This window comes from Mycoplana sp. MJR14, assembly GCF_029210525.1.
GTDB lineage: Bacteria > Pseudomonadota > Alphaproteobacteria > Rhizobiales > Rhizobiaceae > Mycoplana.
The window spans coordinates 335,917-348,200 of the sequence record NZ_JARGEO010000004.1; the positions used below are offsets into that span (position 1 = coordinate 335,917).

A 12,284-nucleotide genomic window follows, 5' to 3' on the forward strand; every position below is an offset into this window, starting at 1 on the left:
ATCAGTGGCGCTCGTGCACGTCCGCATGCACGGCGTGTTTCGACAGGAGCAGCACGACCAGCAGCAGGGCGGGCAGCGCGGTGAAGATCAGGCCGAAGCTCGTATATTCGGCGATGAAGCCGATCGACGAGGGGGCGAACAGCGAACCGGAGTAGCCCATCACCGTCGTTACCGACAGCGCCACGCCCTGGGCGAAGCCCGGCAGGTTTCCGGCCGCAGAGAAGGCGATCGGAACCATGTTGGAAATGCCGATCCCGCAAATGGCAAAGCCCACCATCGCCAGATAGGCGTTCGGCGCGAAGCCGGCCATCATCATGCCGACGATGGCGAGCACGCTGGAGACACGGAGCGTCCGGACGGCGCCGAAGCGGTCACGCACATGGTCGCCGGCGAAGCGCATGATGGCCATGGTGGCTGAGAAGGCGCCGAAGGCGAAGCCCGACAGCGCCAGCGAGGCACCGAGTTCGTCGCGCATGTAGAGGGCGCCCCAGTCGAGGATGGCCCCTTCGGGGATCATCGTGAACAGGGCCATGATGCCGATCAGCCAGGGCAGCGGCGACATCGGCAGACGAACCTTCTGGCGCGTTTCCGTCGGGTGCGGCCGGTCGTGCAGGATCGAGGTCCAGAGGGCTGCCAGGCCGGCGATCGCGAGCGCGGTCAGGAGACCGGCGTGGCCCAGGACGCCGATGGTTTCGATCAGGTAACCGCCGGTCGTGGCGCCGAGGAACGCGCCGAGGCTCCAGAAGGCGTGGCAGGAGGACATGATCGCCCGCCGCATCGATTTTTCGACCTCGACGGCATTGGCGTTCATGGCGATGTCCATCGCCCCGGTCAGTCCACCGAAGAGGAAGATGGCGATCGCGCCGGTCCAGATGTTCGGGGCCAGCGACAACAGCAGCATCGTCGGAATGAAGGCGATGGTCGCGCCCCGCACGGCGCGCGACGTGCCGAGATGAGCGATCAGGATGCCGGCGAGCGGCATCAGGACGAGCGAGCCGATGCCGAAGCCGACGATCATTAGCCCGAGCTGGGATTCGCTTAAGGACAGGCGGCTTGCAAATTCGGGAATCTTCGGCGCCCAGGCGCCCATGAAGGTGCCGTTCAGGAGAAACAGGCCGGATACGGCCGTTCGCGGCGCCGGGAAGTAGGACGATCGCAGGGCCGCGGTTGCTGTGTTTTCTTGGGTGCTCATTTCGCTTCCAGTCTGTCGGTGGCCGGTGCGGTGCCGCCCGGGTTCGTTCGTGCGGCCTTGGCCTGCGTGGTGTCCGCATTCCTCGATCGCCGGCCGGGGCGCGGTTCCACAGGCTCCGCGCGGATGACGTGCAGTCCCGCCGCCGCGCATTCGGCGACCTCCTGCGCGTCGGCATCGGCCTCGAAGATGGCCCGGTCGAGCCGCTCGATCGGAATCACCGTGTAAGGGGCAGCCATGGCGAGCTTGTCGTTGGTGACGGCGGCCAGCACCGCGCGGCTGCGCAGCGCCATGAAGCGCTTGAATTCGGCGTCCTCGAAGCCGAAGGCGGTGACGCCCACGTCCGGGTGGAGCCCGCAAACGCCGAGGATGCAAAGGTCGGGGCGCAGCATCTCGGCGTCGCGCAGCGCCTTCGCGCCGATCGCCGCGCCGGTCTTCCTGTCGATCGGGCCGCCGATCTGGATGACCTCGATGCCCGGCCGGTCGATCAGCACGGCTGCGATGGCCGGCATGTTGGTGGCGACCGTCAGGCGTTTGTCCTCCGGCAGGGCGCGGGCGATCGCGAGATTGGTGCTGCCGCCGTCGAGGAAGACGCATAGGCCCGGCTGGACGAGGGCGGCGGCGGCGCGCGCCAGCGCCTCCTTCCGTTCGTCGTCGGTGCCCACGCGCTCGCTGAACCTGGTGTCCGGGGTCGGCGGCAGCGCGCCTCCATAGACGCGGCGGCACAGCCCCGCCGCCGCCATTTCCCGCAGGTCCCGGCGGATCGTATCTTCCGAGACGCCGAGCTCCTGGGCGAGGTCGGCCGCGATCACCCGGCCTTGCGCGGCAAGCCGGGTCTTTATCAGTGTCTGGCGTTCGCCAAGGAGAAGTTCGCTGAGCGACATTCGATCTCCAATCATGCATCTTCATGCACAAATGCGCACAATCATGCACGATTGGCAAGTGCTTTCCGCCATCGCCGACCGCCAAACAAAAACCCCGCCGTTCCCGGCGGGGTTGGTCGTCACACGGATTGCGGTCTGCAGGCTGGCCGGCAGACGCTCAGCTGTTCCGGTTGCCCATGAAGCGCAGCAGGAACAGGAACAGGTTGATGAAGTCGAGGTAGAGGGTGAGCGCGCCCATGATCGCCTTGCGACCGGCCACCGCCACCTCGTCGGCTTCGTAGTACAGTTCCTTGATCTTCTGCGTGTCCCAGGCGGTCAGGCCGGCGAACACCAGCACGCCGATGGCGGAGATCGCGAAATCAAGCGCGGTCGACTGCAGGAAGATGTTCACCAGCGAGGCGATGATCAGGCCGAACAGGCCCATGACCATGAACGAGCCCATCGCGGAGAGATCCCGCTTCGTCGTGTAGCCGTAGAGCGACAGGGCGCCGAAGGCCGCGGCCGAAACGAAGAAGGTCTGCGCGATGCTGGCGCCGGTGTAGATCAGGAAGATCGACGACAGCGACAGGCCCATCAGGCCGGCATAGACCCAGAACGTCGCCTGCGCGGCCGCGACACTCATGGTGTGGATCCTGAAGCTCAGGAAGAAGACCAGTGCCAGCGGCGCGAGGATCACGACCCACCGGAGCGGGCTGACATAGATCGCCTGGCCGAAAGCGGTGAGTTGGCCGCCGGAGAAGGCAGCCTGGGACGCGAAGAACGCGACCACGCCGGTGATTGCCAGGCCCAGTGCCATCAGGTTGTAGACCTTCAGCATATAGGCGCGGAGGCCCTCGTCGACGACGGCGCCGGCCTGTGTGCCGGTATTCGTCACGCGCGTCTGGTAGTTGCGGAAATCTGACATTTTGTCCTCTCGAAAGCCCCGTTGGTTGTTACGGTGTCGGGTGTCGCATCCCGTCCTCTTCCGGACAGGGCGATCTTTCGGCTGCTCCAGGCTTTCCAGCCGGCCTCGTGCCGAACACCCAGGCGCCGCTGCGGGGCCCCAGCATGCCTGCCATCAATATGATCACTAAGCTGCTGTTGTACAAGTACCAATGCCGGGCGGGCGATCAGTTTCGCGCGAGCGTGGTAGCCGCCCGATGCCGCCCTTGCGCCCTCAGAGCTCCCGCAGGACCGTTGCCGCCTTCTGCCCGAGCACGCGCCAGGTGCCCGCCAGGCCGATGCCCACCGTCATGGCCAGTGCGATGAGCACCGTCGTGACGGCGACATCGGGAAGAAAGCGCGACGGCAGGGTCATGATGCGGCTGACGACGAACCAGGCGGCGACGCCGCCGGAGAAGAGCGCAAACGTCGCCGTCGCCAGGCCGAGCATGATGTACTCGTAGCTGAAGGCGCGGATCAGGGTCGTGCGGGTGGCGCCGAGCGTCTTCAGCACCACGGCGTCATGGGTCCTCGCCCTGTTGCCGGCCGCGAGCGCGCCGGCGAGGACCAGCACCGATGCGATCAGCGCCACGGCGGCGGCGGCGCGCACGGCGGTCGCGAGCTGGCCCATCAGCTCGTTGACGATATCGAGCGCATCCTTCACCCGCACGCTGGTAATCGTCGGATAGGCGTTGGTGACGGCGCGCAGCGTCGCCGCTTCCTGGTCCGCCGTCGCCTCGGGGTCGATCATGGTGGCGAGCCAGGCATGCGGCGCGCCGGCGAAGGTGTTGGGCGAGAACACCATGACGAAGTTGATCGACAGGGATTCCCATTCGACGTTGCGCAGGTTGGCGATGCGGGCGGTCAGGTTGCGGCCGAGCACGTTGACGGTGACCGTGTCGCCGACCTTCAGACCGAGTTCGCCGGCCTCCTCGGCCGAGAAGGACACCAGCGGCTCGCCGGCATAGTCGGCCGGCCACCACTGGCCGGAAGCCAGCGTCGAATTCTCCGGCAGGGTCTTCGCATAGGTGATGCCGCGGTCGCCCTGCAGCACCCAGCGGCCGGAGGGCGGCACGTTGCGGCGCGCGACATCCTCGCCGTTGAAGGCGGTGATCCGGCCGCGCAGCATCGGCACCTCGACGATCTTGCCGTCCGGCATGCTGTCGCTCAGGACCTTGCGGAAGCCGTCCAGGTCGCTGCCCTGGATGTCGATGAAGAAGAAGTTGGGCGCGCGTTCCGGCAGGCTGCCCGTCAGTTCGCGGCGCAGGTTGCCGTCGATCAGCGTCAGGGTGACGAGCAGCGCCAGCCCGAGCCCGAGCGACAGCACGACGGAGGGCGTCAGCGCGCCGGGGCGGTGGATGTTGCCGATCGCGAGCCGCAGCGCCGGCGAATTGACCCGCGGCGCGCGGCGGGCCAGCGCGGTGACGAGGGAGGCGACGAGCCTCAGGACGACGAAGGCGAAGGCGATCGAGCCGAGGAAGACGAGGGCGATATAGCGGTCATAGGCCGTCCAGACGGCCAGCCCGCCGAGCGCCGCCAGGAAAAGCCCCGCGCCTGCGATGTAGGGCCAGGCGGGCAGGCGGCTGCGCTCGAAGCCCTGCTCGCGGAAGAGCGCCGTCGCCGGCACCTCGCGGGCATGGCCGAGCGGCATGATGGCGAAGGCGAGCGCGGTGATGATGCCGAAGGCCGCGGCGAGCGCGAGCGCGCCCGGGTAGATGGCAAGGCCGGCGGGGACGGGCAGGACGCCTTCCAGAAAGCGGACGGCGACGATCGGGATCAGCATGCCGAGGACGAGGCCGATCAGGATGCCGATGGCCGCGATCAGGATGATCTGGATCAGGTAGATCGCCGAAATCAGGCGGGCGGGCGCGCCGAGGCACTTGAAGGTGGCGATCACGCCGCGCTTGGTGTCGAGATAGGCGCGCACCGCATTGGCGACGCCGACGCCGCCGACGATCAGCGCCGTCAGGCCGACGAGCGTCAAGAATTGCGAGAAGCGGGTGATGTTGTTGGTGAGCGCGGGAGTGGCGTTGTTGCTGGTGCGGATCGACCAGCCGGCGGAGGGAAACGCCCGCTCGGCCTGCCGGCGGATCTCGGCGATGCGCCGCGACGTCGGTTGATCGAGGCGGATCTTGTACTGATGTTCCACCAGGCTGCCGGTCTGCACGAGGCCGGTGGCCGCCAGCGCGTCGTTGGAGATCAGGAGGCGCGGCGCCAGCCCGAAGCCGTCCGACAACGCGTCGGGCTCCCGGTCGATCGTCGCGGTGATGCGGACCCTGGCGTTGCCGAGCAGGAGTTCGTCGCCGACGCCGATGCCGAGGCGCTCGAGCAGGAGCGGTGCTGCGAGCGCGCCGAAGCTGCCGCCAGTCTCCGCCGTCAGCCGGGGCAGCGGCCCGGCCGGTGTGGTCTCGACCGTGCCGTAGAGCGGATAGGCGCCGTCGACGGCCTTCAGCTCGACCAGTGCCTGGTCGGAGCCGTCCAGCAGGCGCGCCATCGAGCGCAGGCCGGAGGAGACGGAGACGTCGCCGAGCGTGTCGAGATAGGCCCGTTCCTGCTCCGTTGCCACGCGGTTGCGCAACTGGAAGCGGATGTCGGCGGCCAGCAGCGTCTGGCCCTGGGCCTCGATGGATTCGCTGATCGCACCGGAGACCGAGTTGACGCCGGCGATCGCGGCCGTGCCGAGCGCGATGCAGGCGAGGAAGATGTAGAAGCCGCGCAGGCCGCCGCGCATCTCGCGCAGCGCAAGCCGGAAGGCGAGCGCCATCCAGGCGGTGGAGCGCGCCGGCGCGTTCATGCCGAAACCTTCTGGCCGGTCGCCGCCGGGGCGGCCTCCGTGCCGACGATCTCGCCGGAGCGCATGCGCACCTGGCGCTGGCAGCGGCCGGCGAGCGCGGGATCGTGGGTGACCAGCACGAGCGTCATGCCGCGTCGGGCCTGTTCGGCGAAGAGCAGGTCGGAGATCTGCCGCCCGGTGTCGCCGTCGAGATTGCCGGTCGGCTCGTCGGCGATCAGAAGGCGCGGCTGCGGGGCGAGCGCCCGGGCGATGGCGACGCGCTGCTGCTCGCCGCCCGACAGCTGGCCGGGGTAGTGCGACAGCCGTTCGCCGAGCCCCACGGCCTCCAGTTCGCCCCGGGCGATGGCAAAGGCGTCCTTGACGTTGGCGAGTTCCAGCGGCACGGCGACGTTTTCGAGCGCGGTCATGTTGGGGATGAGGTGGAAGGACTGGAAGACGATGCCGATGTTGCGGCCACGGAAATCGGCGACCTGGTCCTCGCTCATCGTGTGCAGCGCCGCGCCGCCGATATGGATCTCGCCGCGATCGAGCCGCTCGAGGCCGGCCAGCACCATGAGAAGGGTAGACTTGCCGGATCCCGAGGGGCCGACGATGCCGACCGACTGGCCGGCGGCGATCTGCAGGTCGATCCCCTTGAGCACATGGACCGAGGCCGCGTCCCGGCCGAGCGTGAGGTCGGCCTTTTTGAGATCGATGATGGTTTCGCCCACGGAAATCTATCCTATATCTTGATGCAATGCGGGATCGGCAGGGCAGTCCCTCCGCTCTCCCGAAATCGCAGCCCGCAGGCGCGGTTCCGGAAATGTCCGGGAGCTGCGGCAGCAACTTAGGATCAGCGAAATGCCGTTTAAAGCCGCTCACGGAATTTTCATCGCCATGGCCCTCATGGTGTTGTCGGCCGCGCGCCCGGCCGCAGCCGAGCCCGTGGCCCTCGTCGGCTTCGGCGACAGCCTGATGGCAGGATACCAGCTTCCGGCCGAAGACGCCTTCCCCGCACAGCTGGAAAGGGCGTTGCGAGCCAGGGGCGCGGAGGTCGCCATCGCCAATGCCGGCGTTTCGGGCGACACCACCTCGGGCGGGCTCGCCCGCCTCGACTGGTCGGTGCCCGACGGCACGAAGGGCGTGATCCTCGAACTCGGCGCCAACGATGCGCTGCGCGGCATTCCGCCGGAACAGACGGAACAAAACCTCGACAGGATGATTTCCGGGCTCAAGGGCCGCGGAATGGCCGTGCTGCTCGTCGGGATGCTGGCGCCCCCCAACATGGGTGCCGCGTATGGCGAGCGCTTCAACGGCATGTACCAAAGGCTGGCCGAGAAGCATCAGGTGCCCCTCTACCCGTTCTTTCTCGACGGGGTGGTGACGCATGCCGACCTGCAGCTCGAGGACGGCATGCATCCCAACAGCAAGGGAGTGGCAGTGATGGTCGACAAGATGCTGCCCTCAGTTCATCAGTTTCTAAAAAGCCTGGGGGTAAACGAGTGAGTGATTTCGCGGGTGCGAAATTGGGGTTGCGCATATGAGTAATGCGTGATTCCCTGAGCAAACGATCACAGATTCGGGGAGCTCGCCATGCCGAGACTATTTGTTGCCCTCGAAGTGCCGCGTAATGCCGCCATGAGCCTCTCGTTGCTCCGCGGCGGACTGCCCGGAGCACGCTGGATCGACGTCGAGAACTTCCACATCACATTGCGGTTCATCGGCGACATCGATGGCCGCACCGCCGATGAGGTCGTCGACCGGCTCGATCGCATCGAGAGACCCGAGTTCCAGCTGTCGCTTTCGGGCGTCGGTTCCTTCGGGTCCAGGAAGCCGCATTCCATCTACGCGGGCGTCTCGCAGGCGCCGGAGATGTATGCGCTGCAGGCGGAGATCGAGCGGATCTGCCAGCGCCTGGGCCTGCCGGCCGACCCCCGCAAGTTCACCCCGCACGTGACGCTGGCCCGGCTCAGGAACGCGCGGCTCGATGACGTGGTATCCTATCTCTCCGGGCGCGGGAATTTCTATTCCTCCCCGTTCATGGTCAACCGCTTCGTGCTGATGTCGTCGAAGGAATCGGTCGGCGGCGGACCCTATGTGACCGAAGAGGTCTTTCCGCTCTACGAGGGGGGCTCGTCCTTCGGGCTGCCGGCCATGGAAGCGCATCCCCGGTAGAGCATGCGGTAGACGTCCTCGAACTCGGCCCTGCCGCCAAAATAGGGGTCGGGCACATCGTCCGCAGTTGCGAAGGCGTGTTCGGCGAAAAGCGCGATCCGGGCCGAAGCGCCCGCGGGTGCGGATTCCCTCAGGCTCTGCAGGTTCTTGCGATCGAGCGCCAGGATCAGGTCGAAGCGGTCGAAGTCCGCCGCCTCGACCCGGCGCGCCCGTAGCGTCGAGATATCGATCCCGTGCTCGGCGGCAACGGCGATGGCGCGGCTGTCCGGCGGATCGCCGACATGCCAGGCGCCGGTTCCGGCCGAATCGATCAGGAATTCATCGGCGCGACCCGCCGCTGCGGCGAGATGGCGAAGGATTCCCTCGGCCAGCGGCGAACGGCAGATGTTGCCGAGGCAGGCGAACAGGATCGAGATCTGGGGCACGAAGGGCTCCGCGAAGGTGAAGGGTAGCAAATTATCTGCTAAGAGGAGGGCCTGCAACGGAGGACACTGTCGATGAAGCAGGACAAGCTCAGCACCGAGGCGATCACGTCCAGTCTCTCCATGCTCGAGGGCTGGACGCTCGAGGATGACGGGCTCGCGATTGCGAAGTCGTTCAGGTTCAAGACGTTCGCGTCGGCGTTCGCGTTCATGACCGAGGCTGCGCAGGCGGCGGAGCGGCTGAACCACCACCCGGAATGGTTCAACGTCTACAACAAGGTCGACGTCCGCCTCACGACCCATTCGGCGGGGGGGGTCACGGCGCTCGATTTCCGGCTGGCCGAGGCGATGGAGAAGGCGGCGCGGGCGCGCTGAGCGCTTGCCGCGGCGGGCGAGGGTCCCCATATCAGGGCGTGCCCGCTGTCGCGGGCGCTGCGCAACGGAGTGTCGGAATGGACGATGTGAAGTTCGGGGAGATCCTGCTGCCGGGTGACGAGGAGGAGCAGGAGAGCCAGCGCAAGCGCGTCCGCAAGCGCTTCTGGCCGGTGCTGAAACGGGCGATCCGGCAGATTCCGTTCAGCCGCGATCTCGTCGCCGCCTATTTCTGCGCTTTCGATCCCAGGACGCCGACGCGGGTGCGCGGCATCCTCTTGGCCGCGCTCGCCTACTTCGTGCTGCCGCTCGACGGCATACCGGACCTCTTCGCCGTGGTCGGGTTCTCCGACGACGTCGCCGTGCTGACCGCCGCGTTCGCCGCCATCCGCGGCCATATCCGCGAGGATCACTACGTCGATGCCGATCGTGCGCTGATGGACGGGCTGGAGGAGGCCGGCTGAAGGCGGTCGGGGCCCAAGTCGGGGCGGGCTTTCGCCGGTCGCGGCGGTGGCGCCAGCGGGCCGGAACGTTCGGTCCGTGCCAGGATGGTGCATTGTCAAACTCTTGCCTGAATCTTTGCCGACATCATCAAGCCGATGGGATGGGCTTCTTCATCGGCACCACGGCGATCCGGCCTCGAAGTCCGGCGGCAATTTGCATTGCCGTCCGTTTCATAGTAACCGCCGCATCGACGAGATGAGGGTTTGTTGACGATTTGGTAACCAGAATTAAGTCAAATTAAATCAAATCGTGATCATTCGAGCCGTTACGTCCGCGCTCGGGCGACGACAGCAAGACAACCGGCAGGGAATCATGTTTGTAAGAAAATTCGCAACCGCACTCACCCTGGTCGTGGCGACGGCCGGCGTTGCCATGGCGCAGTCGCCGACGCGCATCCAGCAGTTCAACGCCTGGGGCGCCTACTCCTACCAGGCCAACAACGGCAAGGTCTGCTACGTTCTCTCGGTGCCGAAGGAAAAGGCGCCGGCGGGCGTCGACCACGGCGACATCTTCTTCCTCGTCTCGCAGCGCCCCGGCCAGAACATTTCCTACGAACCGCAGGCGATGATGGGCTATCCGCTTCAGGAGAACTCCAAGGTCAACGTCACGATCGACGGGCGCACCTTCGTGATGTTCACCAAGGGCAATTCGGCATGGGTGGAAAACGCCGCCGAGGAGCCGGCCCTGGTCGCGGCGATGAAATCGGGCAAGGACATGTCGGTCAAGGCTACGTCGCGCCGCGGCACCGGCACCAGCTATTCCTATTCGCTGTCGGGAATTTCCGCGGCGCTGAAGCAGATCGAGACCTGCAAGTAAGCCGTCTGCCGTTCCGTTGCAGAAGGCCGGTCCCGCGACCGGCCTTTTCGCTTTTGCGGGGTGGACGTGACTTCCGCGCCGAAGGATGCTAAAGGCCGGCCCAACGGCTGGAGCGCGCGCAGAACGATGCGCCGGGCGCTCCTTGGATTTCATGATCGAGACGCGGCGGATCTTTCGGGTGGACAGCCCGGCGGCATGAACGCGCAACGGGATTGTACGAATGGCGACCTTGGATTTTCTCAGCGGCACGGAACCTGCAACCGCCCGGCCGACGCGCACGGCGCCGGTGGCCGAAAAGCCGTCGCTGATCGGCCTGTCGCGGCAGGACATGGCCGCGGCGCTGGTCGAGAAGGGCGTGTCCGAGCGGCAGGTGAAGATGCGCGTCAGCCAGCTCTGGCACTGGCTCTACGTGCGCGGCGTCTCCGACTTCGACCACATGCTGAACGTGTCGAAGGACATGCGCGAGATGCTGAAGACGCATTTCACGATCGCGCGCCCCGAGATCGTCGAGGAGCAGGTCTCCAACGACGGCACGCGCAAGTGGCTCCTGCGCTTTCCCGCCCGCGGCGCCGGCCGCCCCGTCGAGGTCGAGACGGTCTATATCCCCGAAGAGGGTCGCGGGACGCTCTGCATCTCCAGCCAGGTCGGCTGCACGCTCACCTGCTCCTTCTGTCACACCGGCACGCAGAAGCTGGTGCGCAACCTGACGGCCGAGGAGATCCTGGCGCAGTTGCTCTTGGCGCGCGACCGGCTCGGCGACTTCCCGGACCGCGAGACGCCGGCCGGCGCCATCGTGCCCAATGAGGGCCGCAAGGTCTCCAACATCGTCATGATGGGGATGGGCGAGCCGCTCTACAATTTCGAGAACGTCAAGCAGGCGCTCCTGATCGCCACCGACGGCGACGGGCTGTCGCTGTCCAAGCGCCGCGTGACGCTGTCGACGTCGGGCATCGTGCCGGAGATCTACCGCACCGGCGAGGAGATCGGCGTGATGCTGGCGATCTCGCTGCATGCGGTGCGCGACGAGCTGCGCGACATGCTGGTGCCGATCAACAAGAAGTATCCGCTGAAGGAGCTGCTTGAGGCCTGCCGCGCCTATCCGAGCCTGTCGAACGCCCGCCGCATCACCTTCGAATACGTGATGCTGAAGGACGTCAACGACAGCATCGAGGACGCCAAGCTGCTGGTGCAGCTCCTGAAGGGCATCCCGGCGAAGATCAACCTGATCCCGTTCAACCCGTGGCCGGGCACGAACTACCAGTGTTCGGACTGGGAACAGATCGAGAAGTTCGCCGACTTCATCAACCAGGCCGGCTATGCCTCGCCGATCCGTACGCCGCGCGGCCGCGACATCCTCGCCGCCTGCGGCCAGCTCAAGTCGGAATCGGAGCGGATGCGCAAGGTCGACCGCATGGCCTACGAGGCGATGATGATCGCCGGCCACGGCGAGGACGACTGAGGCACGCGGATCGCTTCGCCGGCGATATCGCCCGAGGCGTTCAGCGCGTCTGCGTCATGAAGATCTTCACGGCGAAGACCGAGAACACGCCGGCGAAGGTGTAGTCCAGTCCGCGCAGGACGCGGCGGTTGTTGCGCAGCCAGGCGGAGAGCTTGTCGGCGGCGAGCACGACGATCGTGTTGACCGGCATGCCGATCATGATGAACAGCAGTCCGAGAACGATCAGCTTTCCGGTCACGTCCGGATCACCGGCCGAGACGAACTGCGGCAGGAAGGTCATGAAGAAGATGATGACCTTGGGGTTCAGAAGGTTCACCCAGAAACCGGTCGAGATGTTTCCCCACACCGAAGCGCCCTTCGGGGCGCTCATGTCGACAGGCTTGTCGGAGAAGCTCGAGCCCACCCGGATCGCCTGGATCGCCAGCCACAGCAGGTAGCCCGCACCGCCGGTCTTCAGGATCATGAAGGCGGTCGGCGAGGCGGTAATCAGCGCGGAAATGCCGAATGCCACGAGGAGCGTGTGCACCACGATGCCCATCGAGGTGCCGAGCACCACGAACAGCGCCGGACCGCGGCCCTGCGACAGGGCGCGGCTGATCGACAGCGTCATGTCCGGCCCCGGCGTCGCGGCCAGCAGGAGGCTCGCGGCGGTGAAGGCGATGAAGGTGGCAAGCGAGGGCAGGTAGTCCATGCCGGCGGGTCCGCTTTTTTTCGATGCGCTGCGTTCGATACTCCTGCGCAACCGGCTTGGAAAGGCAAATCGTCAGTC

General features: G+C 66.5%; 13 protein-coding genes. 6 read left to right on the forward strand and 7 right to left on the reverse strand.

Features of this window, described 5'->3' with window-relative positions; all coding sequences use genetic code 11:
• Position 1 precedes the first annotated feature (1 nt).
• From P0086_RS12155 to P0086_RS12175, 5 genes are all read right to left on the reverse strand, one after another.
• Positions 2-1,192: an MFS transporter gene (locus P0086_RS12155; RefSeq protein WP_275785748.1), complete on the reverse strand. Its 1,191-nt coding sequence runs from the start codon at positions 1,190-1,192 to the stop codon at positions 2-4.
• Complete coding sequence (locus P0086_RS12160; RefSeq protein ID WP_275785751.1) at positions 1,189-2,073, reverse strand: DeoR/GlpR family DNA-binding transcription regulator; 885 nt, start codon at positions 2,071-2,073, stop codon at positions 1,189-1,191. The genes P0086_RS12155 and P0086_RS12160 overlap by 4 nt, the downstream gene beginning before the upstream one ends.
• Before the next feature lie 157 nt (positions 2,074-2,230).
• Complete coding sequence (locus P0086_RS12165; protein WP_112595538.1) at positions 2,231-2,977, reverse strand: Bax inhibitor-1/YccA family protein; 747 nt, start codon at positions 2,975-2,977, stop codon at positions 2,231-2,233.
• Positions 2,978-3,229: 252 nt separating this feature from the next.
• Entirely contained in the window at positions 3,230-5,788 is a 2,559-nt protein-coding gene (locus tag P0086_RS12170) for an ABC transporter permease (protein WP_275785756.1), read from the reverse strand.
• Positions 5,785-6,498 (reverse strand): ABC transporter ATP-binding protein, encoded by a 714-nt coding sequence (locus tag P0086_RS12175; RefSeq protein ID WP_148150147.1) that lies wholly within the window; start codon positions 6,496-6,498, stop codon positions 5,785-5,787. Before P0086_RS12175 ends, P0086_RS12170 begins: the two co-directional genes overlap by 4 nt.
• A 130-nt stretch (positions 6,499-6,628) precedes the next feature.
• On the opposite strand from P0086_RS12175, the gene P0086_RS12180 reads away from it, so the two are divergent.
• Together P0086_RS12180 and thpR are read left to right on the forward strand one after the other, a co-directional pair.
• Entirely contained in the window at positions 6,629-7,273 is a 645-nt protein-coding gene (locus P0086_RS12180) for an arylesterase (RefSeq protein WP_275785758.1), read from the forward strand.
• A gap of 87 nt (positions 7,274-7,360) precedes the next feature.
• Positions 7,361-7,942 carry an RNA 2',3'-cyclic phosphodiesterase gene (thpR, locus tag P0086_RS12185; RefSeq protein WP_112595530.1) on the forward strand — a complete coding sequence of 194 codons (582 nt, stop codon included), beginning with the start codon at positions 7,361-7,363 and terminating at the stop codon, positions 7,940-7,942.
• Here the strand turns inward: thpR and P0086_RS12190 are convergent.
• Entirely contained in the window at positions 7,888-8,367 is a 480-nt protein-coding gene (locus P0086_RS12190; RefSeq protein ID WP_275785762.1) for a low molecular weight protein-tyrosine-phosphatase, read from the reverse strand. The genes thpR and P0086_RS12190 overlap by 55 nt on opposite strands.
• 72 nt (positions 8,368-8,439) lie before the next feature.
• Here P0086_RS12190 and P0086_RS12195 point away from each other — a divergent pair, with 72 nt between their 5' ends.
• From P0086_RS12195 to rlmN, 4 genes are all read left to right on the forward strand, one after another.
• Positions 8,440-8,739 (forward strand): 4a-hydroxytetrahydrobiopterin dehydratase, encoded by a 300-nt coding sequence (locus P0086_RS12195; protein WP_112595528.1) that lies wholly within the window; start codon positions 8,440-8,442, stop codon positions 8,737-8,739.
• A 77-nt stretch (positions 8,740-8,816) separates the two neighbouring features.
• On the forward strand, positions 8,817-9,200 hold the full coding sequence (locus P0086_RS12200) for a YkvA family protein (RefSeq protein WP_112595526.1): 384 nt from the start codon (positions 8,817-8,819) through the stop codon (positions 9,198-9,200).
• Positions 9,201-9,552: 352 nt separating this feature from the next.
• Positions 9,553-10,056, forward strand: a complete 504-nt coding sequence (locus P0086_RS12205) for an invasion associated locus B family protein (protein WP_112595524.1) — start codon at positions 9,553-9,555, stop codon at positions 10,054-10,056.
• A 220-nt stretch (positions 10,057-10,276) separates the two neighbouring features.
• Positions 10,277-11,515 (forward strand): 23S rRNA (adenine(2503)-C(2))-methyltransferase RlmN, encoded by a 1,239-nt coding sequence (rlmN, locus tag P0086_RS12210; RefSeq protein WP_275785767.1) that lies wholly within the window; start codon positions 10,277-10,279, stop codon positions 11,513-11,515.
• Between the two features lie 40 nt (positions 11,516-11,555).
• On the opposite strand, the gene P0086_RS12215 is transcribed toward rlmN, so the two are convergent.
• On the reverse strand, positions 11,556-12,206 hold the full coding sequence (locus P0086_RS12215) for a LysE family translocator (protein ID WP_112595520.1): 651 nt from the start codon (positions 12,204-12,206) through the stop codon (positions 11,556-11,558).
• Positions 12,207-12,284: the final 78 nt, after the last annotated feature.